At 62.5% G+C, this 22,907-nt stretch carries 23 protein-coding genes and 1 tRNA gene; 17 read left to right on the top strand and 7 right to left on the bottom strand.

Annotation, left to right across the window (positions count from 1 at the left end):
- Window positions 1–62 precede the first annotated feature (62 nt).
- Window positions 63–1,298, top strand: a complete 1,236-nt coding sequence (locus M0D67_RS08410; RefSeq protein ID WP_266238523.1) for a PepSY domain-containing protein — start codon at window positions 63–65, stop codon at window positions 1,296–1,298.
- A gap of 95 nt (window positions 1,299–1,393) precedes the next feature.
- On the opposite strand, the gene purU is transcribed toward M0D67_RS08410, so the two are convergent.
- The 5 genes from purU to M0D67_RS08435 form a co-directional block, all read right to left on the bottom strand.
- On the bottom strand, window positions 1,394–2,263 hold the full coding sequence (gene purU / locus M0D67_RS08415) for a formyltetrahydrofolate deformylase (RefSeq protein WP_154565567.1): 870 nt from the start codon (window positions 2,261–2,263) through the stop codon (window positions 1,394–1,396).
- A 110-nt stretch (window positions 2,264–2,373) separates the two neighbouring features.
- Window positions 2,374–3,222 carry a DUF4743 domain-containing protein gene (locus tag M0D67_RS08420; RefSeq protein WP_154565566.1) on the bottom strand — a complete coding sequence of 283 codons (849 nt, stop codon included), beginning with the start codon at window positions 3,220–3,222 and terminating at the stop codon, window positions 2,374–2,376.
- Window positions 3,223–3,289: 67 nt separating this feature from the next.
- On the bottom strand, window positions 3,290–3,904 hold the full coding sequence (locus M0D67_RS08425; RefSeq protein WP_154565565.1) for a LysE family translocator: 615 nt from the start codon (window positions 3,902–3,904) through the stop codon (window positions 3,290–3,292).
- Between the two features lie 46 nt (window positions 3,905–3,950).
- Window positions 3,951–4,517, bottom strand: a complete 567-nt coding sequence (locus tag M0D67_RS08430; protein ID WP_154565564.1) for an adenine phosphoribosyltransferase — start codon at window positions 4,515–4,517, stop codon at window positions 3,951–3,953.
- A gap of 129 nt (window positions 4,518–4,646) precedes the next feature.
- Window positions 4,647–6,650, bottom strand: coding sequence for a monovalent cation:proton antiporter family protein (locus M0D67_RS08435; protein ID WP_154565563.1), 2,004 nt, complete (start codon window positions 6,648–6,650; stop codon window positions 4,647–4,649).
- A gap of 161 nt (window positions 6,651–6,811) precedes the next feature.
- Between M0D67_RS08435 and kdsD the strand changes: the two genes are divergently transcribed.
- The 11 genes from kdsD to M0D67_RS08490 all read left to right on the top strand — a co-directional run bounded on the left by kdsD (window position 6,812) and on the right by M0D67_RS08490 (window position 16,271).
- On the top strand, window positions 6,812–7,795 hold the full coding sequence (gene kdsD, locus M0D67_RS08440) for an arabinose 5-phosphate isomerase KdsD (protein ID WP_154565562.1): 984 nt from the start codon (window positions 6,812–6,814) through the stop codon (window positions 7,793–7,795).
- A complete protein-coding gene (locus M0D67_RS08445) occupies window positions 7,795–8,355 on the top strand; it encodes an HAD family hydrolase (protein WP_154565561.1) in 561 nt (186 codons plus the stop codon). The genes kdsD and M0D67_RS08445 overlap by 1 nt, the downstream gene beginning before the upstream one ends.
- Window positions 8,352–8,960 carry an LPS export ABC transporter periplasmic protein LptC gene (gene lptC / locus M0D67_RS08450; RefSeq protein ID WP_154565560.1) on the top strand — a complete coding sequence of 203 codons (609 nt, stop codon included), beginning with the start codon at window positions 8,352–8,354 and terminating at the stop codon, window positions 8,958–8,960. Before M0D67_RS08445 ends, lptC begins: the two co-directional genes overlap by 4 nt.
- Window positions 8,961–8,980: 20 nt before the next feature.
- Window positions 8,981–9,652, top strand: a complete 672-nt coding sequence (lptA, locus tag M0D67_RS08455) for a lipopolysaccharide transport periplasmic protein LptA (protein WP_154565559.1) — start codon at window positions 8,981–8,983, stop codon at window positions 9,650–9,652.
- Window positions 9,649–10,434: an LPS export ABC transporter ATP-binding protein gene (lptB, locus tag M0D67_RS08460; protein WP_168435917.1), complete on the top strand. Its 786-nt coding sequence runs from the start codon at window positions 9,649–9,651 to the stop codon at window positions 10,432–10,434. The genes lptA and lptB overlap by 4 nt, the downstream gene beginning before the upstream one ends.
- Window positions 10,435–10,618: 184 nt before the next feature.
- A complete protein-coding gene (locus M0D67_RS08465) occupies window positions 10,619–12,136 on the top strand; it encodes an RNA polymerase factor sigma-54 (RefSeq protein ID WP_154565558.1) in 1,518 nt (505 codons plus the stop codon).
- A 170-nt stretch (window positions 12,137–12,306) separates the two neighbouring features.
- Window positions 12,307–12,663 (top strand): ribosome-associated translation inhibitor RaiA, encoded by a 357-nt coding sequence (raiA, locus tag M0D67_RS08470; RefSeq protein ID WP_028199089.1) that lies wholly within the window; start codon window positions 12,307–12,309, stop codon window positions 12,661–12,663.
- Between the two features lie 306 nt (window positions 12,664–12,969).
- Window positions 12,970–13,485 (top strand): PTS sugar transporter subunit IIA, encoded by a 516-nt coding sequence (locus M0D67_RS08475; protein ID WP_074285509.1) that lies wholly within the window; start codon window positions 12,970–12,972, stop codon window positions 13,483–13,485.
- Between the two features lie 140 nt (window positions 13,486–13,625).
- Window positions 13,626–14,594, top strand: a complete 969-nt coding sequence (gene hprK, locus M0D67_RS08480; protein WP_012431656.1) for an HPr(Ser) kinase/phosphatase — start codon at window positions 13,626–13,628, stop codon at window positions 14,592–14,594.
- A gap of 108 nt (window positions 14,595–14,702) precedes the next feature.
- Window positions 14,703–15,596 carry an RNase adapter RapZ gene (rapZ, locus tag M0D67_RS08485; protein ID WP_154564530.1) on the top strand — a complete coding sequence of 298 codons (894 nt, stop codon included), beginning with the start codon at window positions 14,703–14,705 and terminating at the stop codon, window positions 15,594–15,596.
- 39 nt (window positions 15,597–15,635) lie between these two features.
- Window positions 15,636–16,271, top strand: a complete 636-nt coding sequence (locus M0D67_RS08490) for an LON peptidase substrate-binding domain-containing protein (RefSeq protein ID WP_154564532.1) — start codon at window positions 15,636–15,638, stop codon at window positions 16,269–16,271.
- Between the two features lie 27 nt (window positions 16,272–16,298).
- On the opposite strand, the gene mutY is transcribed toward M0D67_RS08490, so the two are convergent.
- Both mutY and mutM read right to left on the bottom strand, forming a co-directional pair.
- Window positions 16,299–17,414 carry an A/G-specific adenine glycosylase gene (gene mutY, locus M0D67_RS08495; RefSeq protein ID WP_171925175.1) on the bottom strand — a complete coding sequence of 372 codons (1,116 nt, stop codon included), beginning with the start codon at window positions 17,412–17,414 and terminating at the stop codon, window positions 16,299–16,301.
- Window positions 17,415–17,421: 7 nt separating this feature from the next.
- Window positions 17,422–18,252 (bottom strand): bifunctional DNA-formamidopyrimidine glycosylase/DNA-(apurinic or apyrimidinic site) lyase, encoded by an 831-nt coding sequence (mutM, locus tag M0D67_RS08500; RefSeq protein WP_097391234.1) that lies wholly within the window; start codon window positions 18,250–18,252, stop codon window positions 17,422–17,424.
- 87 nt (window positions 18,253–18,339) lie between these two features.
- Between mutM and M0D67_RS08505 the strand changes: the two genes are divergently transcribed.
- The 5 genes from M0D67_RS08505 (at window position 18,340) to M0D67_RS08525 (ending at window position 22,897) form a co-directional block, all read left to right on the top strand.
- Window positions 18,340–20,181, top strand: coding sequence for a tetratricopeptide repeat protein (locus tag M0D67_RS08505; RefSeq protein ID WP_154564536.1), 1,842 nt, complete (start codon window positions 18,340–18,342; stop codon window positions 20,179–20,181).
- The gene (gene lolB / locus M0D67_RS08510; RefSeq protein ID WP_154564538.1) at window positions 20,181–20,813 is read left to right on the top strand and encodes a lipoprotein insertase outer membrane protein LolB; all 633 of its coding nucleotides are present in this window, start codon (window positions 20,181–20,183) and stop codon (window positions 20,811–20,813) included. The genes M0D67_RS08505 and lolB overlap by 1 nt, the downstream gene beginning before the upstream one ends.
- A 73-nt stretch (window positions 20,814–20,886) precedes the next feature.
- Window positions 20,887–21,768 (top strand): 4-(cytidine 5'-diphospho)-2-C-methyl-D-erythritol kinase, encoded by an 882-nt coding sequence (ispE, locus tag M0D67_RS08515; RefSeq protein WP_154564540.1) that lies wholly within the window; start codon window positions 20,887–20,889, stop codon window positions 21,766–21,768.
- Between the two features lie 50 nt (window positions 21,769–21,818).
- Window positions 21,819–21,895, top strand: a tRNA-Gln gene (locus M0D67_RS08520).
- A 45-nt stretch (window positions 21,896–21,940) separates the two neighbouring features.
- The gene (locus M0D67_RS08525; RefSeq protein ID WP_006048037.1) at window positions 21,941–22,897 is read left to right on the top strand and encodes a ribose-phosphate pyrophosphokinase; all 957 of its coding nucleotides are present in this window, start codon (window positions 21,941–21,943) and stop codon (window positions 22,895–22,897) included.
- The last annotated feature ends 10 nt before the right edge of the window (window positions 22,898–22,907 follow it).

Here is a 22,907-nt window from a genome sequence, read left to right on the forward strand (position 1 = left end):
CATTTACATTTCGACACCGTGATTCGCCGTTTCCCCTCATTTTCCATTCCGCCGGCTCGCCCATGAGGCGGCAACTCGTCCGCCTGCACCGCTGGTTCGGTGTCGCCATTGCGCTGTTTCTGTTCGTCGCCGGCCTGACCGGCGCGATCATCGCGTGGGATCACGAACTCGATGCGGCGCTGAACCCGTCGTTCTTCAAAGCGCGCACCGCCGGCCCGGCGCTACTGGGACTCGAGTTGGCCCGCCGCGTCGAAGCGGCCGATCCGCGCCTGCAGGTGACGTATCTGCCGCTCGACGCTGAACCCGGCCACACGCTGCAGATGATGGTGCTGCCGCGCACCGACCCCGCGACGAAGCAGCCCTACCCGCTCGACTTCAACCAGATTGCCGTCGACCCCGCCACCGGCGACATCCAGGGGCGGCGCGAGTGGGGCGCCGTTTCACTCGCGCGGCTCAATCTGATTCCGTTCATCTACAAGCTGCACTACACGCTGCAATTGCCGTTCACCGGCGGCGTCGATATCGGCACGTGGCTAATGGGCATCGTTGGGATCGTGTGGCTGTTCGACAGCGTGGTCGCCCTTTGGCTATCGTTTCCGAGCCTCAAGGCATGGCGCAAGTCGTTCGCATTTCGTCTCGGGCGCGGCGGCTATGCGCTCACCTTCGATCTGCATCGCTCGGGCGGCGTGTGGATCTGGGGCTTGCTGGTGATCGTCGCGCTAACGTCCGTATCGATGAATCTCGCCGGGCCCGTGGTTCGGCCAGTCGTGTCGCTAGTCTCAAAGCTCACGCCGGATCCGATCAACAACCCGGAAATTCTGCGTGCGCCGCAGCCAGGCGACCAGGTACTGAGCCGCGAGCGCATCGTGCAACTAGCCGAGCAAGCCGGTAAGGCGCAGAACCTGAAGGTGCCACCTGGCGGCGTCTACTACGCGGAATTCCTGCACGCCTACGGCGTCGGCTTCTACGCAAGCGGCGACGATCACGGCGACATCGGCCTCGGCAATCCGTGGATGTATTGGGACGCGGCCACCGGCAAACTGCTCGGCGCGCAGATCCCCGGCAAGGGCACGGCGGGCGACATCTTCATGCAGGTGCAATTCCCGCTGCACTCGGGACGCATTCTCGGTCTCGGCGGGCGGATTCTGATTAGCGCGGTGGGGATTGCGGTCGCGGTGCTGAGCGCAACGGGACTGCTGATCTGGCTAAAGAAACTGAATGCGCGCCGCCGTTCGGCACAAAACGCTCGGCTCGCGCTGGACGCGCGGGATGCGGGTGGCACCGCAATGCAGCCCTGATCTGAAGAGGGCGCGCCCGACTCATTCGGCGCAAGCTTGCAGCGGGGTGATGCGGCCACGGTTTGGCCGCCCCACTGCAAGCGCATTAACTACGCTTAACGAAACACCACCGTCTTGCTGCCGTTCAACACGACGCGATGCTCGACGTGCCACTTCACCGCGCGCGCAAGCGTCACGCATTCGACGTCGCGGCCGATCGCCGTCAGTTGCTCCGGCGTCATGCTGTGGTCGACACGCTCCACGCCCTGCTCGATGATCGGACCTTCGTCGAGATCCGTCGTCACGTAGTGAGCCGTTGCACCGATCAGCTTCACACCGCGGTCAAACGCCTGGTAATACGGCTTCGCACCCTTGAAGCTCGGCAGGAACGAATGGTGAATATTGATCGCGCGGCCGGCGAGCGATTCGCACAGTTGCGGCGACAGAATCTGCATGTAGCGCGCGAGCACCACCAGATCGGCTTGATGCTCGTCGATCACTTCGAGGACGCGCGCTTCCTGCGCGGCCTTCGCGTCGGGTGTGCCGCCCATCAGCGGGAAGTGATGGAACGGGATGTCGTAGCTGGCCGCAAGTTGATAGAACTCCTTGTGGTTCGAGATGATCGCCGGAATCTCGATACCCAATTGACCGGTGCGATAGCGGAACAGCAGGTCGTTCAGGCAATGGCCGATCTTCGACACCATGATGATGACGCGCGGCTTCACCGACGCATCGTGCAATTCCCAGCGCATACCGAACTGCTCAGCGAGCGTGGCGAACGACGTACGCAACACGTCCTGGCCCGGATCGCCACCGACCTGCTGGAAATGCACACGCATGAAGAACTCGCCGGTGCGGCTGTCGCCGAACTGTGCGGAGTCGAGAATATTGCTGCCACGTTCGAACAGAAAGCCCGAAACCGCGTGGACGATGCCGGGCCGGTCGGCGCACGACAGTTTGAGGATAAAGCTGTGATCGGTCGACATGACCTGGGTGACTCCCTTCTTCAGTGCGTGGTTTGTTCGGTGTGTCTTATTCGATGCAGCGTGCTACAGCGTGACCTGGCTTGCCCGCCGTACCCGCGCCCAACTAGCGCTTACGCAAGCACCGGTGGCGCGAACAGCGTCTCGATGCCCGGACACGCGTCTTCATCGATCCAGCGGCGGCGCAGCAGGCAATCCAGCGTGGCGAGACTCGCATCCACGGTCATCGCGCCTTCTTCGATCCAGCGCGCCACTTCGTCGATGCGCGCGAGCCGGTGTTCGCCCACTTCGCCATCTTGATTGCGCGGCGCGAAATCGGCCGGCAGCGCCAGGTCGTAGATAAAAATCTGTTCGGCCTGCGTGCCTTCCGGCAACGATTGCAGCACATGCGCGGTGCGCCCGGCCGTGGCGCGCGCGGCGATCTCCTCGGGAATGCCAGCTTCTTCCCAGCATTCCTTGATGATCGTCGCCTCGATGCCGAAGCCCCAGCCGATCCCGCCAGCGACGACATTGTCGAGCATGCCTGGGTCGGTGGCCTTGGTGTCGCTGCGGCGCGCGATCCACAATTGCGGGGCGCCATCCGCGTATTCTACGACGCCGTTCAGATGCACCGCGTAGGTCATCGTGCCGAAGAAGCGCGACGCCGCGCGTTCGATGTAGGCGAGCGGCGGCGCATCGAACGCATTGCGAATCGCGTAAGTCTCGTTGCGCCAGCCGGGAATGCGGCCATCGGCGGCAAGTGCACCGATCACGGAACCGAGCGCTGCGCTGCGCAGATCGACGGTATTGAACACAGGTGCGAGCGTGACGCGCGTACTGTCGATTTCAAACACATCGGGCCAGCGCGCGAGCAACGGAACATCGGTCGAGCGAATCCAGCCGACCTGCTCGGCGTCGATCCAGAACGGCAGATGCGCGTCTATGTCGAAGTGGCGCGCGGCGGTGATGCAAGGCAAAGTCATTCAAAGCTCCAAACTGGTCTTCTGCCGCGTTCGGTTGGTGTCAGCCGGGGCAGCAGCTTCAATCGCGTCAATCACGCAAGGCAACGCGAATCCCAATCGCGATGAACGTCGCACCAGCAAGCCGATCAAGCCACACGCCCACGCGCGGCCGGCGCTTCAGCCAGCCGCCGATCATCCCCGCACACACGCCGAACAGCGAAAACACCACCACGGTCTGCAACATGAACAACACGCCGAGTTCGAGCATCTGCACCGTGACGCTTTGCGTGCCGCGCGGCTGCACGAATTGCGGCAGGAACACGACGAAGAACAGCGTCACCTTCGGATTCAGCAGATTGCCGAGCACGCTCTGGCGAAACACCGCGTTCAACGGTTGCGGCGCGCGCTCGTGCGCGGTGGCGAGGCCCTGGCTGCGCAACGCCTTGATGCCGATCCAGATCAGATAGGCGGCGCCGGCCAGCTTGATCACTTCAAACGCAACCGGCGACGAACGCAGCAACGCGGCCACGCCAAGCGCGGCCAACGTGGTGTGAAACGTGATGCCGGCGGCAAAGCCGAGCGCGGCGACGAGTCCCGCCGCGCGGCCTTGTGAGATGCCACGCGCGAGCACTTGCAGATTGTCGGGGCCGGGCGCCATCGTGATAGCGATCGAGGTTGCGAGGAACAACAGGAAGTTGGGCATCTTTTCTTACCTTTGTTGTATGCAGGAAGAAGTTGGCATCCAGCGCTCAATGGCCGCCGAATTCAGTCACCGTATAGAGCGGCAGGCCCGCTTTACGCAGCAAGGCCGAGCCGCCGAGGTCAGGCAGATCGATAATCGCCGCCCCTTCGATCACCACCGCGCCGAGCCGCTCAAGCAGAATCTTGCCGGCCATCATCGTGCCGCCGGTGGCGATCAGATCGTCGATGATCACGACGCGGTCGCCCGGCTTGCAGGCGTCCTCGTGAATCTCGACGGTCGCGGTGCCGTATTCGAGTTCATAGGATTGCGCGACCCGCTTGTACGGCAGCTTGCCCTGCTTGCGGATCGGAATGAAGCCGAGGTTCAGCTCGTAAGCCAGAATCGGCCCGATGATGAAGCCGCGCGCGTCCAGCCCGGCGATGTAGTCGAGCTTCGCGTCGATATAGCGCTGGACGAACAGATCGATCAGCACGCGCAGCGACTTCGGCTCCTGCAGGAGCGGCGTGATATCGCGAAACTGCACGCCCGGCTGTGGCCAGTCGGGCACCGTGCGGATGTGGCTTTTGATGTAGTCGGCCGCAGCGAGCGGCGCGCTCGCGAGCGCGTTGGACATGATGTCTCCGGATGGACCTCGGTGGGTCCGATGAAAGGCTAAATCAGGTGCGGCCGGCTTAGGCGCGGCCCGCAACACCGGTCTGGCGAAACCACTCCAAGCAACGCCACGCCGGTCGCACCGTTATTGCTAAGCCGCAGCGGCACCTGCGCGGCGGTGCTTCGAGAGCAGCTCTTCGGCTTCGGCCAACTGTTCGGGCAGACCGCGCAACACCACGATGTCGCTCGCGCGCAGCTTGGTGGACGGGTCCGGCTCGACGCCACGAATGCCGTGCCTGCGAATCGCCGTCACCTCGACGCCCAGATCGAACAGGCCCAATTCCGCCAGCGTTCGGCCCACCGCGTCCGAGTTTTCGTCGACCGGGACCGATTGTAGCCGCACCTGTTCGTGGCCGTCGTCGTCTTCCATGTCGTCCGCGCCGTGGAAATAGCCGCGCAGCAGCGCGTAGCGCTCGTCGCGCATTTCCTCGACCCGCCGCACCACGCGCCGCATCGGCACGCCCATCAGCACCAGCGTGTGCGAGGCCAGCATCAGACTGCCCTCGACGATTTCCGGAATCACCTCGGTCGCGCCGGCGGCCAGCAGCTTTTCCAGATCGGCATCGTCGACGGTACGAACGATCACCGGCAGCGTGGGCTCCAGCTCGTGAATATTGTGTAACACGCGCAATGCCGACGGCGTGTTCGCGTAGGTAATCGCGATCGCCGCGGCGCGATGGATACCGGCGGCAAGCAGCGATTCGCGCCGCCCCGCATCGCCGAACACCACAGACTCACCTGCTGCCGCCGCGGCCTGCACGCGATCGGGGTCCAGGTCCAACGCGACATACGACAGACCTTCATGCTCCAGCATGCGCGCCAGATTCTGCCCGGCCCGGCCGTAGCCGCAAATGATCACGTGACCGCTTTGCTTCAGGCTCTGCGTTGCAATGCGCGTCATCTGCAAGGACTGCATCATCCATTCAGTCGACGACAGCCGCAGCACGATTCGATCGGCGTTCTGGATCATGAAGGGCGCGGCCAGCATCGACAGCAGCATCGCCGCGAGAATCGCCTGCAGCAGGGTGGCGTCGACAAGATGCTTGTCGAGAATCAGGTTCAGCAGCACGAAGCCGAACTCGCCGGCTTGCGCAAGGCCGATACCGGTGCGCATCGCGACACCCGGCGACGCACCGAAGAGGCGCGAGAGCCCGGTCACCATCACCGCCTTCAGCAGGATCGGGCCGACCAGGAAGCCGAGCACGATGAACGGATGCTCCCAGATCACACGCGGATTCAGCAGCATGCCGGTCGTGACGAAGAAGAGGCCCAGCAGCACGTCGCGAAACGGCTTGATGTCCTCTTCCACCTGATGCCGGTAAGGCGTTTCGGCGATCAACATGCCGGCGATGAACGCGCCGAGCGCGAGCGACAGGCCGAACTTGTCCGTGATGAACGCCGCGCCGAGCGTCACCAGCAGCAGGTTGAGAATGAACAGTTCCTGCGAACGGCGCCGCGCGACCACGTTGAACCAGCGCGTCATGAAGCGCTGACCCACTATTAACAATAGCGCCAACGCCACAACGATCTTGATGGCGGCCACCCCGAGCGCGCTGACGAGATCTTTCGAATCGCCGCCCAGCGCCGCGATCACGATCAACAGCGGCACCACCGCCAGATCCTGGAACAGCAGCACACCGAAGATGTTGCGGCCGTGCTCGGTTTCGATCTCGAGCCGCTCGGCCAGCATCTTGCTGACGATCGCCGTCGACGACATTGCCAGCGCGCCGCCCAGCGCCACGCTCGCCTGCCACGTGATATGCACCCAGCGCTCCAGCACGAAGCCGAGCGTGACCGCCACGGCAATCGTGCCGATCACCTGCAACAGGCCTAAGCCGAACACGAGTCGGCGCATCGAGCGCAGTTTGGAAAGCGAAAACTCCAGCCCGATCGAAAACATCAGGAACACGACGCCGAACTCGGCGAGATTCTGCGCGCCCGCCGAATCCGGAATCAAACCGAACGCGTGCGGCCCAACGACGATGCCGACCGTCAGATAGCCGAGCATCGGCGGAAGATTCAGAAAGCGAAAAGTCACCACTCCGGCCACTGATGCCAGCAGCAGGAACAGCGTCATTTCGAGGGGGGAAATCATCGGCTAAAACGCATCGGTAAAGCGTCCTCGTTCGTCAGCGGAACCGCGCACGAGAAACGCCGTGCGACAAGGTTGAGGGGCCGGTAAAGGCAGCAATAAAGACAGCGGCTTGGCACAGCAGGCCCGGCGCGGCGAACAAGCGCCTTTGCTATACTCCGCGAATGATAGCGAAAATCAATGGCGACCGGGCACTCGCGCTCGCTCGCGACGTGCTCGACATCGAAGCGGACGCCGTGCGCGCGCTTCGCGATCAACTCGACGATGGTTTCGTCGGGGCGGTCGACTTCATCCTGGGTTGCCGTGGACGCGTTGTCGTTTCCGGCATCGGCAAATCCGGCCACGTGGCTCGCAAGCTCGCGGCCACGCTCGCCAGCACCGGCACACCGGCGTTCTTCGTTCACCCGGCGGAAGCGAGTCATGGCGACCTCGGCATGGTGACGGCAGACGACGTGTTCCTCGCGCTGTCCAATTCCGGCGAAACTGAAGAACTCGTGGCGATCCTGCCGCTCATCAAGCGGCTCGGTGCGAAGCTGATTGCGATGACGGGCCGTCCGTCGTCGAGTCTCGCACAACTGGCCGACGTGCATCTGAATTCTGGCGTGTCAAAAGAAGCCTGTCCGATGAATCTTGCGCCCACCGCCAGCACCACCGCCGCGCTCGCGCTCGGCGATGCGCTCGCGGTCGCGGTGCTGGACGCGCGCGGCTTTGGCGCGGACGACTTCGCCCGCTCGCATCCGGGCGGCGCGCTCGGCCGGCGCCTGCTGACTTATGTGCGCGACGTGATGCGCACCGACGACCAGGTGCCGAAGGTGACGCCTGACGCGACCGTGCGCGACGCATTGTTCCAGTTGACCGCCAAACGCATGGGCATGACGGCGATCGTCGATCACAACGATCACGTAACCGGCATCTTCACCGACGGCGACCTGCGCCGCGTGCTCGAACGCGACGGCGATTTCCGCGAACTGTCGATTGCCTCGGTCATGACCGCCGGCCCGCGCACCATTGGTCCGGATCACCTTGCTGTCGAAGCCGTGGAACTGATGGAGCGCCACCGCATCAATCAGATGCTGGTCGTCGACGAAGCAGGCAAGCTGATCGGCGCACTCAACATGCACGACCTGTTCTCGAAGAAGGTGATCTGATGCCCGTCGCCCCCCTTACCGCCACTGAACGCGCAAGCCGCGTCAAGCTGATGATTTTCGACGTCGACGGCGTGCTGACCGACGGCGGCCTGTTGTTTACGGCGGAAGGCGACACGATGAAGGGCTTCAACTCGATGGACGGCCACGGCATGAAGCTGCTGCGCCAGGCCGGCATCGAAACGGCGATCATCACCGGGCGCAAGTCGGGCATCGTCGCGGTGCGGGCGAAGGAAATGAACATCGCCCACGTCTATCAGGGCGTGCAAGACAAACCCCAGGCGTTCGCCGACCTGCTCAAGCAAACCGGCATGACGGCGGAAGAATGCGGCTATATGGGCGACGACTGGGTCGATCTCGGCGTGATGCTGAAGGTCGGCTTCGCGGCGGCGCCGGCCAATTCGCATCCTGAAGTGATTGCGCGTGCCCATTGGGTCAGCGAGGCGCGTGGCGGCCACGGCGCGGCGCGCGAAGTCTGCGACACCCTGCTGCGCGCGCAGCACAAATATGAGGCGCTGCTCGCGGCAGCCTGTAGCGGCGAACAGCGAGGCCTCGTCGGATGAATCGGTTTCGCTGGACCTCACTGATTCCGCTCGTCGCGATGGCCGCCCTCGCCGGCATTACATGGTGGCTGCTGCAAGCCACGCTGCCGCGGCAGAACGAAGGCGTGGCGCGCCCCAAGGAGCACACGCCCGACTACTTCGCGGACAAATTCTCGGTTTCCGAACTTGATCAATCGGGCTCGACGCAATACCGCCTGACCGCACAGTCCCTGATTCATTACGAGGATGACGAGCTGAGCGACCTGGTCAAGCCGGCCATGCGCGCCTTCCAGCCCGGCAAGCCGATCGTCACCGCGACCGGCGACACTGGCAAGGTGAACGGTGACGCCTCGATCGTCGATCTGTACGACAACGCGCGCATCGTGCGGGCCGCCGGCAACGGCGATCCGCAGATGCAGGCAGATTCGCAGCATTTTAGGGTGCTGGTCAACGACGATGTGATCGAGACCGAAAAGCCGGTTAAACTTCAGCGCGGCATGTCTGTGATGACTGCCAGCGGCATGAACTACAACAACGTCACCCGGGTGATGCAGCTGTTCGGCAATGTGAAGGGCGCGATTGCCGCGTCCGAAGGCTCCGTCAGCTCGCCCAAGCAACCCGGGTAATCCATTCCAGGCGTGACTGCATGAACGAATCGTTCCCCCGTTTTGATACCGGCCGCTCGCGCACCCTGTCCGCGTGCCGCGCCGGACTCGCTGCGCTGATTGTCGCGCTGCCGCTTGCCGGCTTCGCGCCGCTTGCGCACGCCGACCGCGCCGACAAGGACAAGCCGCTGAACGTCGAAGCGGACAATATGACTTACGACGACCTCAAACAGGTCAATATCTTCACCGGCCACGTGGTCGCCACCAAAGGCACGATCGTGATCAGGGCCGATCGGGTCGAAGTGACGCAAGATCCGCAGGGCTACCAGTACGCCACCGGCACGTCGAGCGGCGGCAATCTGTCGTATTTCCGCCAGAAGCGCGAAGGCCTCGATGAATACATCGAAGGCACGGCCATCCGGATCGACTACGACGGCAAGCAGGATCTGACCACGCTCACCACCAACGCCACCGTCAAGCGCCTGCAAGGCCTCTCGACGGTGATGGACCAGGTGCACGGCAGCGTCATTACCTATGACGGCCAGAGCGACTTCTACACCGCGAAGGCGGGTAAGGACGTCGCCGGCCCGGGCAACCCGACCGGCCGCGTGCGCGCCATGCTGGCGCCACGCAATGGCGGCGCAGCGCCCTTGAACGGCGCGTCGGCCACGCTCGCGCCGTCCACCACGATCCAGGGAGCACCGAACCAGTGAGTTCCTCCGCGTCCCTCCCGAATCGCAAACCGGCCGGCACCAGCAGTTCGCTGGCGGTCCGCAACCTGAAGAAGCGCTACGGCTCACGCACGGTCGTCAAAGACGTCTCGCTCGACGTGAAAAGCGGCGAAGTGGTCGGCCTGCTCGGCCCCAACGGCGCCGGCAAGACCACCTCGTTCTATATGATCGTCGGCCTCGTGCCGCTCGATGCGGGTGAAATCGACCTGGACGGCAAGTCGATCAGCTTGCTGCCGATTCACAAGCGTGCGTCATTGGGCTTGTCGTATCTGCCGCAGGAAGCGTCGGTGTTCCGCAAGCTCAGCGTCGAGGAAAACATTCGCGCGGTGCTGGAATTGCAGGTCGAAGACAACGGCAAGCGGCTCAGCAAGGACACGATCACGAACCGCACTGAAGCCTTGCTCGACGAACTGCAGATCGCTCACCTGCGTGAAAATCCGGCGCTGTCGCTGTCGGGTGGCGAGCGCCGGCGGGTTGAAATTGCCCGTGCGCTGGCCACCAATCCGAGCTTTATTCTGCTCGACGAACCGTTCGCGGGCGTCGATCCGATCGCGGTGCTGGAAATCCAGAAGATCGTCAAGTTTCTGAAGCAGCGCAATATCGGCGTGCTGATCACCGACCACAACGTGCGCGAAACCCTCGGCATCTGTGATCACGCCTACATCATCAGCGACGGCAGCGTGCTGGCCGCCGGTGCGCCGAGCGACATCATCGAAAACGAAAGCGTGCGGCGCGTCTATCTGGGCGAGCACTTCCGCATGTAAGTGCACAAAGGATTGCCGGCGGTGCGAGCATGCATCCGCCGGACCCTTTGCGGCATCCGCACATCAGCATTTTTGACCTGGGCTGTCCCGCGCCCAGCGCCGCCGAAACGGGCGCACGCGTAATTGCGAGTGTCGCAATGTATCGCGGTCGTGGCAAACTCTCTACAATGAATCTCAACTTGCCATGAAAGCCAGCCTCCAACTCCGCCTATCGCAGCATCTTGCGCTGACCCCGCAACTGCAGCAGTCCATCCGGCTGCTTCAGCTGTCCACGCTCGAACTGCAGCAGGAAGTCGCAATGGCGATCTCGCAGAATCCGCTCCTCGAGAATGAGGACGACTGGATCGCGAGTCCCCTGCGCGTGGCGGCCGACGGCTCGCTGATCACCCAGGCGCCCAATTCCGCCCCACCGCCCGACCAGATGGGCGGCAATACGTCGTCTTCGTCCACCAGCAGCAGCGAGCGCGCCGAGAACGGCGAGCCGCAGGGTGTCGACGAATACAACGGCCTCGCGAGCGACAACAACGGCGACGCGTCGCAATGGGATCTTGGCGACTACGGCCGCTCCGGCAACGCCTCAGACGACGACGATCTGCCGCCGCTGCAAATCCACGAATCGAGCACCTCGCTGCGCGATCACCTGATGGCGCAACTTCGCGTCACCCAGGCGAGCCAGCGCGACCGCGCGCTGATCACCTTCCTGATCGAATCGCTCGACGACGACGGCTATCTCGCCGCCACGCTCGAGGAAGTGCTGACCGATCTGCCCGAAGAGCTCGAGGTCGATCTCGACGAAATGAACGCCGCGCTTGCGCTGCTGCATAGCTTCGACCCGGCAGGGGTCGGCGCGCGCTCCGCGTCCGAGTGCCTCAAGCTGCAATTGCTGCGGCTCGAACAGTCGTCTACGCGCACGCTTGCGCTCGACATCGTCGCCCATCATCTGGAACTGCTCGCGGCGCGCGATTTCACGCGCCTGCGCAAACACCTGAAGGCGAACGACGACGATCTACGCGATGCGCATGTGTTGATCCGCTCGCTCGAGCCGTTTCCCGGCGCCGCTTACGGCAAGGCGGAAGCGGACTACGTCGTACCGGACATCATGGTGCGCAAAACGGCACAGGGCTGGCAGGCAGAGCTGAACCCGGAAGTGGTGCCCAAGCTGCGCATCAACCATCTGTACGCGAATATTCTGCGCAATAACCGGGGCGATCCCGGCAGCGGATCGTTGCGCCAGCAACTGCAGGAAGCACGCTGGCTGATCAAAAATATCCAGCAGCGTTTCGAAACGATCCTCCGGGTCGCGCAAGCTATTGTCGAGCGTCAAAAGAGCTTTTTTGTGCACGGCGAAATTGCCATGCGCCCCTTGGTTTTGCGAGAAATTGCTGATACGCTGGGCCTACACGAGTCAACTGTCTCCCGTGTGACAACCGGTAAATACATGCTGACCCCATTCGGGACGCTTGAATTTAAGTACTTCTTCGGATCACACGTTTCGACTGACACGGGCGGCGCGGCGTCTTCCACGGCGATTCGCGCGCTCATCAAGCAACTGATAGGAGCGGAAAACCCGAAATCTCCTCTTTCAGACAGCCGCATAGCCGAACTGCTGGCGGAACAGGGCTTCGTGGTCGCACGGCGTACCGTTGCGAAGTATCGCGAGGCCCTCAAGATTCCGGCAGTCAACCTGCGCAAGTCTCTGTAGCCCGCCGCCTCCCGCGACGGGCATTTACCGGCCGCTCCGCAGTTGGCGGACAGGCCGGCCGATGCGACCTGCCAGAAGTCAGTCACCGGGGGGCGACTCAGGCAAGCCGACAGATCGACCGGACCTTCGTCATCGTGCGGAACAAGCGGCCTCTAGCTTGGAGAAGCACTATGAATCTGCAGATCAGTGGACACCACCTCGAAGTAACGCCTGCGTTGCGCGAATACGTGATCACCAAACTGGATAGGGTGCTAAGACATTTTGATCAGGTCATCGACGGCAGTGTGGTCCTCTCGGTCGACAACCACAAGGAAAAGGAAAAGCGTCAAAAGGTTGAAATCAACCTGCATCTGAAGGGCAAAGATATCTTCGTCGAGAGCTGTGACAGCGATCTCTACGCTGCGATCGATCTGATGATCGACAAGCTCGACCGGCAAGTGATACGCCATAAGGATCGCCTGCAAGGCCATCAGCACGATGCAATCAAGTACCAGCCGGCGCCGCTACTGGACGTGCCGCCGCAATAAGGAAGATTAGAAGGTCTGTTTACTTTCCTTCGTTTTCCTCATTCGCCCGCATTTGCGTATCCCCAGCCAAACCGCCCGAGACCGGGCGGTTTTTCGTTTCGGGGCGCGTTTTTCAGGCAGCCGGGCAGACCGGATCAATCCTGCGAAGAAACCCATGATGCATGGATGGCGCGCCGCACCATCCGTGGCTACCCTGTTCTATAATGTTCCGGTTACCATCGGGGTCGAGTTAGCTCAAACGGAAATCGGTCGGCCGGAGTCCTGCGCTTTCGGACTCCAACGCACGTCGCCGTGAGCCTCAAACGAATGGAACATCACTCAAACGCCCCAGCGAGGAGAACCCAGGCCACGTTTTCGCCTGTCAACATGAATCGTTTAGCCAAATTTCTTCCCCTCGAGAACGTCGTCGTCGGACTATCGGTCACCAGCAAGAAGCGCGTGTTCGAGCAAGCGGGCCTGATCTTCGAGAACCAGAACGGCATCGCCCGTAGCACGGTCACTGACAATCTGTTTGCGCGTGAGCGCCTCGGATCGACGGGGCTTGGTGAAGGCGTCGCGATTCCGCATGGCCGGATCAAAGGCTTGAAGCAGCCGCTCGCCGCATTCGTCCGCCTTGCCGAACCCATCCCCTTCGAATCGCCCGACGGTCAGCCGGTCTCGCTGCTGATCTTCCTGCTCGTGCCCGAGCAGGCCACCCAGCAGCACCTCGAAATTCTCTCGGAAATCGCCCAGTTGCTGTCCGATCGCGAAGCCCGCGAGCGCCTGCACACGGAAGAAGACCGCGAATCGTTGCATCGCCTGCTCACTCAGTGGCAACCTTGATGCATCGGCGGTTATCCGCACGTCGCCTATTCACCCGGCTTCCCGCCTGCAGGCGGGTACAGCCAGGCGAGGTGCGCGGTCCGCGTTAACGAGGCCGCATCCTTTCCCAAGCAAGCGGTCCACACGGGAGTCACCGACTCATGGATACGTCCAGCATCAACGCCCAGAGCATTTTCGACGACAACGCCGCCATGCTGAAGTTGAGCTGGCTGACGGGGCATGAAGGCTGGGAGCGCGGCTTTTCTTCGGAATCGGTGGCCAATGCCACGTCGAGCGCCGACCTCGTCGGCCACTTGAACCTGATCCACCCGAACCGGATTCAGGTGCTCGGCGACGCCGAAATCGACTACTACAAGCGCCAAACCGACGAAGACCGCTCGCGCCACATGGCCGAGCTGATCGCGTTGGAACCGCCGTTTCTGGTGGTGGCGGGCGGCGTCGCCGCGCCGCCGGAACTGGTGCTGCGCTGCACGCGCTCGTCCACGCCGCTTTTCACCACGCCGATGTCCGCCGCTGCGGTGATCGACAGCCTGCGCCTCTACATGTCGCGCATTCTGGCGCCGCGCGCCACGCTGCATGGCGTGTTTCTCGACATTCTCGGTATGGGCGTGCTGCTCACCGGCGATTCCGGCCTCGGCAAGAGCGAACTCGGGCTGGAACTGATCAGCCGCGGCCACGGCCTTGTCGCCGACGACGCCGTGGATTTCGTGCGCCTTGGGCCGGATTTTGTCGAAGGGCGCTGCCCGCCGCTGCTGCAAAACCTGCTTGAAGTGCGCGGTCTGGGCCTGCTCGACATCAAGACGATCTTCGGTGAAACCGCGGTGCGCCGCAAAATGAAACTGAAACTGATCGTGCAACTGGTGCGCCGTCCGGATGGCGAATTCCAGCGGCTGCCGCTGGAAAGTCAAACCGTCGACGTGCTCGGCTTGCCGATCAGCAAAGTCACGATTCAGGTGGCGGCCGGCCGCAACCTCGCGGTTCTGGTCGAAGCGGCCGTGCGCAACACGATCCTGCAACTGCGCGGCATCGATACGCTGCGCGACTTCATGGATCGCCAGCGTCTGGCCATGCAGGACCCGGACAGCCAGTTTCCCGGCAAATTGATCTGAATCCGCGCGCCCCCGCGCACCGTGTGACGTCCGCAGCCAACGGCAGGCTGCGACGGCGCGCACACGGGGACCAGATGCTATGATGAACTGTACGGATTTCACGACTCCATGCGCATAATCCTGATCACCGGTATTTCCGGCTCCGGCAAATCAGTTGCCCTGAACGCGCTTGAAGACGCAGGCTATTACTGCGTCGACAATCTGCCGCCGCGTTTTTTGCCGCAACTGGCCAACTATCTCGCCGACGACGGCCAGGAACGCCTCGCGGTCGCCATCGACGCGCGCTCGAGCGCTTCGCTCGACGAAATGCCCGCGATGATCCGCGACCTGTCGCGCGCCCACGACGTGCGCGTACTCTTCCTGAACGCAAGCACGCAGTCGCTGATTCAACGCTTTTCCGAAACGCGCCGCCGCCATCCGCTGTCCGGCTCCACGGCGCATGATGCAGACGTCGGCCTGTTGACGTCGCTCGCCGAAGCGATCGAACGCGAACGCGAACTCGTGGCGGGCCTCGCCGAATTCGGCCATCAGATCGACACCAGCAATCTGCGCGCGAACGTGCTGCGTGCGTGGGTCAAACGCTTCATCGAGCAGGAAGACGCGGGGCTCGTGCTGATGTTCGAGTCCTTCGGCTTTAAACGCGGCGTGCCGCTCGACGCCGATTATGTTTTCGACGTACGCACGCTGCCGAACCCGTACTACGATCACGAATTGCGGCCGCTCACAGGCCTCGACCAACCGGTGCGGGATTTTCTCGACGCGCTGCCGGTCGTGCATGAAATGATCGACGACATCGAAAAATTTCTCGCCAAATGGTTGCCGCATTTCCGTGACGACAACCGCAGTTATCTGACGGTCGCGATCGGTTGTACGGGCGGCCAGCACCGCTCGGTATTCATTGCTGAGACGCTCGCCGCGCGTCTCGCAACGTCGGCGAATGTCATTGTGCGGCACCGCGATGCGCCGGTGGACATCGGCGAATCATCGAAGTTAGTGGCTTAACCGGCCGCATCGCGCGGCCTCAACTCGAAGCGTTGCGCCATGTCTTCTACGCCTACTGTGCTTGCCGATGTGCCGCTATTTCCGCTGCATACGGTGCTGTTCCCTGACGGGCTGCTGCCCCTGAAAATCTTCGAGGCGCGCTACCTCGATATGGCGCGCGATTGTCTGCGTGAAAAAACGCCGTTCGGTGTGTGTCTGCTGAAAAGCGGTGCTGAAGTGGCGCGCGAAGAAGAGCCTTCGGTACCCGAAGCAATTGGCTGTCTCGCCGAAATCGAAGAGTGCGATGTCGAAGCCTTCGGCATGCTGCTGATTCGGGCACGTGGCACGCGGCGGTTTCGCCTGCTGTCGCATCGCGTGGAGAGCAGCGGCTTGCTGGTCGGCATGGCTGAGCCGCTCGGAGAAGACATCCCGCTCGAGGGCAATGAGCAACTGGCCAAATTCGGTGCGTGCGCGGAAGTGCTCGAACGGATCATCGCCACGATCCGCGAACGCGACCCGGACAGCTTGCCGTTCGCGGAACCGTTCCGGCTGGAAGATCCGTCATGGGTGTCGAACCGGCTTGCGGAAGTGTTGCCGATCGCCCTTCGTGCAAGGCAAAAGTTGATGGAATTGCAGGACGCCGGCGCGCGAATCGACGTGGTTCATCACTATATGCAGCAGCATCAGTTGCTTTGATTTAACGTGCTTTCGGCTCGGGGCTGGCTAGATCAGCGAGCCGTGCAGACTATCCAGTAGTTTGCGCACCGGCGCGGGCACACCGAACGAATCGAGATCGCTTAACGCGACCCATGCAGTGTCCGCGTCGTTAAGCGCAGCCAATGCGCCCACGCCGCGATCCAACTCAGCGAGCCGCGGCTCGATATCCAGCTTGAAATGCGTGAAGACGTGCGTGAGCGGCGCGAGCGGCGAGACCGCTCCGTCGCCACCGAAGGCACGCGCACGCTCGGCGAGCGCGGCTTCGTCAGCAGCTTCGGGCAGGCTCCACAAGCCACCCCAGATGCCCGAGGGCGGGCGCTTTTCCAGCATCACGGCGTTACCGTCGCGCAGCACCAGCATCCATGTGCGGCGCGTCGGCACGGCTTTTTTCGGTCGTGCCGTGGGCAGTTCACGCTGACGTCCGCTCACGTTGGCCACGCAGTCGGCGGCGAACGGGCAGCGCAGGCAATCCGGCTTGCCGCGCACGCACAGCGTTGCGCCGAGGTCCATCAGGCCTTGCGTATATGCACTGACATCGTCGTCCGATGCGTTGGACGGGAGCAGCGATTCCGCCAGCGTCCACATCGCATTCTCGACTTTCTTTTCGCCCGGAAAACCTTCAACGCCGAATACGCGTGCCAACACGCGCTTCACGTTACCGTCGAGAATCGTGGCGCGCGCGCCAAACGCGAAAGAGGCGATCGCCGCTGCCGTCGAGCGACCGATGCCCGGCAATTCAGCAAGCTCGTCCGCCGACGCGGGAAACGCACCGCCATGCTGCTCGACGACCACCTGCGCGCAGCGATGCAGATTGCGTGCGCGCGAGTAATAGCCGAGGCCGGCCCACAACGCCATCACGTCGTCTGCCGGCGCCGCGGCGAGCGAGGCAACATCCGGACAACGCGCAAGAAACTTGGCGTAGTACGGAATCACCGTCGATACCTGGGTCTGCTGCAGCATGATTTCCGACAGCCAGATGCGATACGGATCGCGCGTGTTCTGCCAGGGCAGGTCATGACGGCCATGCTGGCGCTGCCATGCAATCAGCCGCGTGGAAAAATCAGACATGACGGGAAAAGCGGGCGTAACGGACGAGGCGGACGGGCTTATACGAGAAGGCATCGAAAATTTAGCGCTGGCAGGTGGGACAGAAATACGTAGAACGCTGCCCCTGCACGATCTGTTTGATCGGCGTTCCACACACGCGGCATGGCAGCCCCGCGCGATCATAGACGAAATAGTCGAGCTGGAAGTAACCGCTTTCGCCATCGCTGCCGACGAAATCGCGCAGCGTGCTGCCGCCCTTCTCGATCGCTGCGGCGAGCGTGACGCGCACCGCGTCGGCCAGCAGATCGTAGCGCACGAGCGAGACGCGGCCCGCTGCGGTGGTGGGCCGGATACCGGCGCGAAAGAGACTTTCGGATGCGTAGATATTACCCACGCCGACCACGATTTCCCCTGCCAGCAGCGCCTGCTTCACCGACACCTTGCGCCCACGCGTGAGCCGGTGCATCAACGCGCCGGAAAACGCAGGCGAAAATGGCTCGACGCCGAGGCCCGCGAGCAGCGGATGTTCGAGCACGTCGCCGGCTTCGCGCGGGTGCCACAGCACCGCGCCGAAGCGCCGCGGATCGCGATAGCGCAAAATGAACTCGTCGAAAATCCAGTCGATGTGATCGTGCTTCGCCGCAGCGGGTGGACGCGGCACATGGCGCAGCACACGCAGCGTGCCGGTCATGCCCAGATGCACAATGAACCAGCCGGCGTCGATTTCGAACAGCAGATACTTGCCCCGCCGTTCGACCTTGCGCACCACGCTGCCACGCAAGGTTTTCGCAAGGTCCGCCGGAATCGGCCAACGCAGCGCGGGCGTACGTACATCGACGCGTTCAACCTTGCGCCCGGACACATACGGTTCGATTCCCCTTCGGGTAACCTCAACTTCTGGCAACTCTGGCATGTCTAACTGGTCTGCAACTTGCGTGAGTGGTTGTGCGCTTATTGTAGCGAGCGCGTTACAATCGTCCGAAACATTGAACGGATTTCCATGAACTTGTCCTTCGTGAAGCTGTTTTCGAAGCGCCCGGCTAGCGCATCCCGCGTGCCGCACGCCGTGTCCGCTCGTCGCATGCTCGGTGTCGCCGTGCTCGCCGTCTGGGCGCTGGCAGCCGTGCCCGCGCACGCGCAGAACCCGTCGCCCGACTCGGATGACACGTCTGTCACCCTGCCGGACCCGCTCGGCCCGGCAACGGCAGAAGACCAGAAGTCTCTGCCGGGCGTGCCGCTGTCCAGCCAGATCGTATTCCAGGTGCTCGCCGCTGAAGTCGCGTTGCAACGCGATCAGCCGGCACCCGCCTACCAGACCTATCTCGCGCTCGCGCGCGACACGCACGATCCGCGCATGGCGCAACGCGCCACGGAAATCGCGCTGGCCGCGCAAAGCCCGTCAGACGCGCTGGCCGCCGCGCAATTGTGGCAGCAGTATGCGCCGGATTCGGAACGCGCCGCACAACTCGACGCATCGCTGCTCGTGCTGTCCGGCAAGCCTGACGACGCCGCGCCGATCCTCGCCCGTGAACTCGCGAGAGTGCCGGCCGACAATCGCGGCAGCGCGATTCTGGCGCTGCAGTTGCTGCTCTCGCGCGGTCCGAACCGGATCGGTGGCTTGCATGTGCTGCAGGATCTGCTGAAGAACGACCTGAACCGGCCCGAGGCGCAGATGGCCATCGCGCGCCAGCAGCTCGTTTCGGACGACGCACCGGGCGCGCGCAAGTCGCTCGAGCAGGCGCTTGCGCTCAAGCCGGACTATTTGCCGGCCGCGCTGATGCTGTCGCAGATGGGCCCGGAGGAGCGCAAGGAAGGCATCGCGTCGCTCGAAAAGTACGTGCAGCAGAATCCGAAATCGCATGACGCGCGTCTCGCGCTCGCGCAGATGTATCTCGCGAGCGACCGTCTGGACGACGCGCAGAAGCAGTTCGAGATCATGCACAAGAACAACGCGACCGACCTCACGCCGCTGATGGCGCTCGCGCTGATCAAGATCCAGCAGAAGAATTTCACCGAGGCGCAGACCTATCTGACCCAGTACGCGCAGCAAGCCGAAAAGACGCCAGGCGCCGATCCGGGCCAGGCGTATATCTATCTTGCGCAACTGTCGCTCGAACAGAAGAACGAAGCGGCGGCGAGCGACTGGCTGAACAAGGTTTCACCAGCCAGCCAGCAATTCGTGCCGGCGCAGATCACGCGGGCACAATTGCTCGCCAAGCAGGGCAAGACTGAAGACGCGCGCAAGCTGCTGGCCAACCTGCAGGCGCCCGATCCGCGCGACCAGGCGTTGATTGCACGCACCGACGCAGCCATTCTGTTCGACGCGAAGCGCTATCCGGAAGCGGAAACACGCCTGCAACAAGCCACCGCGAATTTCCCGGACGATCCCGATCTGACCTACGACTACGCCATGGCCGCCGAAAAAACCGGCCACTACGATGTCATGGAAGCGCAACTGCGCAAGCTGATCCAGACGCAGCCGGACAATCCGCAGGCTTATAACGCGCTCGGCTATTCGCTGGCCGATCGCAATCAGCGCCTCTCGGAAGCGGACAAACTGGTCGAGAAGGCCTCGGCGCTGGCGCCGAACGACGCGTTCATCATGGACAGCGTCGGCTGGGTCAAGTACCGGATGGGCGATACGTCGGATGCCATCAAGCTGCTGCGCAAAGCGTACGACCTCCAGCCGAACGCCGAAATCGGTGCGCATCTCGGCGAAGTGTTGTGGAAAACCGGAGCTCAGGATCAGGCTCGCGCCGCCTTCCGCGACGCGCGCAAGCTCGAACCGGACAACGACACACTGGTTAAAACGCTGCAACGTCTTCAGGTAAACGATCTTTGATGCGTCTTTCCCGCTTGATCTCTTATCTCCGGGCGCCGCGTGGCGCGGCGCTCGGATTCGTAGCGGCAGCGGTTGTCGCGTTGGCTGGTTGTGCATCGGTTAAGCCGCAAGGGCCGTCCACGTCGAATGCGGCAACGTCCGTCACCGCACAGACCTCGCGTGCTTATCAAGGCCGTTTCGCGGTCCAGTACAACGATCAGAACGGCCAGCAGCGCAATGCCTATGGCAACTTCACCTGGCAGGAAACGGGAGACACGGTCACCCTGCAATTGCGCAATCCGCTTGGGCAGACGCTCGCAATCGTGACTTCGTCGCCGGCTTCGGCCACGCTCGAACTGCCGAACCGCCAACCGCTCACCGCCGACAACGTCTCCACGCTGATGCAGAACGCACTCGGCTTCACGTTGCCGGTCGAAGGGCTGCGCTACTGGCTGCAGCCTTCGCCGGCGCCGACTTCGCGCGCGAAGACCGAGCAGGATCCGCAACAGCCTTCGCGTCTGAAGCAGATCACGCAGGACGGCTGGACGATCGACTACCTCGCGTATGCCGACGCGCCGGCCACTGGTGTGAAGCGCTTGAACCTGAGCCGCGCGGAACCGCCGCTCGACATCAAGCTCGTGCTGGATCAGTAGTTCAGTAGCCGCGCCTGTTCGCGCAACCCTTGCCGCTTCTTCGGCGCCGCTATGGCGCATGTAGCCCTGACCCATGATTGAAACGACCGATTCGCTGCGCGATTGCCTCGCGCCAGCGAAACTGAACCTCTTCCTGCACATCACCGGCCGCCGGCCGGACGGCTATCACACGCTGCAAACCGTCTTCCAGTTACTCGACTGGGGCGACATCCTGCACTTCACGTTGCGTGACGACGGCCTCATCACGCGCAGCACCGAGATCGCCGACGTGCCGCCGGACCACGATCTCACCGTGCGCGCTGCAACGCTCCTGAAAGCGCATACCGGCTCGCCCGCGGGTGTCGATATCGAAATCGACAAGCGCCTGCCGATGGGGGCGGGTCTCGGCGGCGGCAGCTCCGATGCGGCGACCACGCTGCTCGCGCTGAACCGTCTCTGGAAGCTCGATTTGCCACGACTGGAGTTGCAGGCGCTGGCGTTGAAACTCGGTGCGGACGTGCCATTTTTTGTTTTTGGGAAAAATGCGTTCGCACAGGGTGTCGGAGAGGCTTTAGACGTTGTACAATTGCCGCCGCGCCATTTCCTGGTGGTGACACCGAGGGTTCACGTTCCAACTGCAGCGATTTTTTCCGAAAAAGCGTTGACAAGAGATTCGAAACCCCTCATAATTACGGACTTTCCTGCAGAACTTAGCTGCAACACTGAATGGCCAGAAAGTTTTGGCCGCAATGACATGCAGCAGGTTGTCGTGGGAAAATACGCGGAAGTAGCGCAAGTGCTGCGGTGGTTTGAAAACATCGCACCCGCGCGGATGTCTGGATCAGGTGCAAGTGTATTTGCAGCGTTCCGTAGCAAAGCTGAAGCAGAAGCGGCGCAAGCCAAACTGCCTAGCGAATGGAACAGCGCAGTAACTGCAAGTCTCGATCAGCATCCACTCTTTACTTTCGCGTCATAAGTTTTGCCTCGTCGAACGTTCCCTCGTTCGGTGAAGCTCAAAGTTAGTGTAGGGGAGTCGCCAAGTTGGTTAAGGCACCGGATTTTGATTCCGGCATTCGAAGGTTCGACTCCTTCCTCCCCTGCCAAAAATTCTCGCATTTCCCTCGCCCCCAGCCTGAAGTAGGTGCACGATGAGCAGCCATGACGGCCTGATGGTTTTTACTGGCAACGCAAATCCCGCGCTTGCACAGGAAGTCGTCAAAATCCTCGGTATTCCCCTCGGCAAAGCAATGGTTAGCCGTTTCTCGGACGGTGAAATCCAGGTCGAGATTCAGGAAAACGTGCGTGGCAAGGATGTCTTTGTCCTGCAATCCACGTGCGCGCCGGCGAATGACAATCTGATGGAACTGATGATCATGGTCGATGCGCTCAAGCGCGCATCCGCCGGCCGGATCACCGCAGCCATCCCCTACTTCGGTTATGCCCGTCAAGATCGACGCCCGCGTTCGGCGCGCGTCGCCATCTCGGCGAAGATCGTGGCGAATATGCTGGAAATCGCCGGCGTCGAGCGGATCATTACGATGGATCTGCACGCCGACCAGATTCAAGGCTTCTTCGACATCCCGGTCGACAATATCTACGCTACGCCCGTGCTGCTCGGCGATCTGCGCAAGCAGAACTACGAGAACCTGCTGGTCGTTTCGCCGGACGTCGGCGGCGTGGTGCGCGCCCGTGCATTGGCCAAGCAACTGAATTGCGATCTCGCGATCATCGACAAACGCCGCCCGAAGGCGAACGTTGCCGAAGTGATGAACATCATCGGTGAAGTCGAAGGCCGCACCTGCGTGATCATGGATGACATGGTCGACACGGCAGGCACGCTTTGCAAGGCAGCTCAGGTTTTGAAGGAACGCGGTGCGAAGCAGGTATTCGCTTACGCCACCCACCCGGTTCTGTCGGGCGGTGCAGGCGAGCGCATTGCAGCTTCGGCACTCGATGAACTCGTTGTTACCGATACGATCCCGCTCGGCGAAGAAGCCCGCTCGTGCGCCAAGATCCGTTCGCTGACCAGCGCCGGCCTGCTCGCCGAAACGTTCTCGCGGATTCGCCGCGGCGATTCGGTGATGTCGCTGTTCGCTGAAAGTTAAGTATTTGCGA

Source organism: Paraburkholderia sp. SECH4 (genome assembly GCF_030511745.1).
GTDB classification, from domain to species: domain Bacteria; phylum Pseudomonadota; class Gammaproteobacteria; order Burkholderiales; family Burkholderiaceae; genus Paraburkholderia; species Paraburkholderia madseniana.

What these genes read in the sequence shown, in the direction of transcription:
- M0D67_RS08425 (WP_154565565.1), bottom strand. Translation starts at nt 3,904, where the DNA reads ATGCCCAACTTCCTGTTGTTCCTCGCAACCTCGATCGCTATCACGATG.
- M0D67_RS08475 (WP_074285509.1), top strand. Translation starts at nt 12,970, where the DNA reads ATGGAACATCACTCAAACGCCCCAGCGAGGAGAACCCAGGCCACGTTT.
- M0D67_RS08445 (WP_154565561.1), top strand. Translation starts at nt 7,795, where the DNA reads ATGCCCGTCGCCCCCCTTACCGCCACTGAACGCGCAAGCCGCGTCAAG.
- M0D67_RS08465 (WP_154565558.1), top strand. Translation starts at nt 10,619, where the DNA reads ATGAAAGCCAGCCTCCAACTCCGCCTATCGCAGCATCTTGCGCTGACC.
- rapZ (WP_154564530.1), top strand. Translation starts at nt 14,703, where the DNA reads ATGCGCATAATCCTGATCACCGGTATTTCCGGCTCCGGCAAATCAGTT.
- mutM (WP_097391234.1), bottom strand. Translation starts at nt 18,252, where the DNA reads ATGCCAGAGTTGCCAGAAGTTGAGGTTACCCGAAGGGGAATCGAACCG.
- M0D67_RS08435 (WP_154565563.1), bottom strand. Translation starts at nt 6,650, where the DNA reads ATGATTTCCCCCCTCGAAATGACGCTGTTCCTGCTGCTGGCATCAGTG.
- kdsD (WP_154565562.1), top strand. Translation starts at nt 6,812, where the DNA reads ATGATAGCGAAAATCAATGGCGACCGGGCACTCGCGCTCGCTCGCGAC.
- ispE (WP_154564540.1), top strand. Translation starts at nt 20,887, where the DNA reads ATGATTGAAACGACCGATTCGCTGCGCGATTGCCTCGCGCCAGCGAAA.
- lptA (WP_154565559.1), top strand. Translation starts at nt 8,981, where the DNA reads ATGAACGAATCGTTCCCCCGTTTTGATACCGGCCGCTCGCGCACCCTG.
- M0D67_RS08420 (WP_154565566.1), bottom strand. Translation starts at nt 3,222, where the DNA reads ATGACTTTGCCTTGCATCACCGCCGCGCGCCACTTCGACATAGACGCG.
- purU (WP_154565567.1), bottom strand. Translation starts at nt 2,263, where the DNA reads ATGTCGACCGATCACAGCTTTATCCTCAAACTGTCGTGCGCCGACCGG.
- M0D67_RS08410 (WP_266238523.1), top strand. Translation starts at nt 63, where the DNA reads ATGAGGCGGCAACTCGTCCGCCTGCACCGCTGGTTCGGTGTCGCCATT.
- lolB (WP_154564538.1), top strand. Translation starts at nt 20,181, where the DNA reads ATGCGTCTTTCCCGCTTGATCTCTTATCTCCGGGCGCCGCGTGGCGCG.
- mutY (WP_171925175.1), bottom strand. Translation starts at nt 17,414, where the DNA reads ATGCCTTCTCGTATAAGCCCGTCCGCCTCGTCCGTTACGCCCGCTTTT.
- raiA (WP_028199089.1), top strand. Translation starts at nt 12,307, where the DNA reads ATGAATCTGCAGATCAGTGGACACCACCTCGAAGTAACGCCTGCGTTG.
- M0D67_RS08490 (WP_154564532.1), top strand. Translation starts at nt 15,636, where the DNA reads ATGTCTTCTACGCCTACTGTGCTTGCCGATGTGCCGCTATTTCCGCTG.
- M0D67_RS08525 (WP_006048037.1), top strand. Translation starts at nt 21,941, where the DNA reads ATGAGCAGCCATGACGGCCTGATGGTTTTTACTGGCAACGCAAATCCC.
- hprK (WP_012431656.1), top strand. Translation starts at nt 13,626, where the DNA reads ATGGATACGTCCAGCATCAACGCCCAGAGCATTTTCGACGACAACGCC.
- M0D67_RS08505 (WP_154564536.1), top strand. Translation starts at nt 18,340, where the DNA reads ATGAACTTGTCCTTCGTGAAGCTGTTTTCGAAGCGCCCGGCTAGCGCA.
- lptC (WP_154565560.1), top strand. Translation starts at nt 8,352, where the DNA reads ATGAATCGGTTTCGCTGGACCTCACTGATTCCGCTCGTCGCGATGGCC.
- M0D67_RS08430 (WP_154565564.1), bottom strand. Translation starts at nt 4,517, where the DNA reads ATGTCCAACGCGCTCGCGAGCGCGCCGCTCGCTGCGGCCGACTACATC.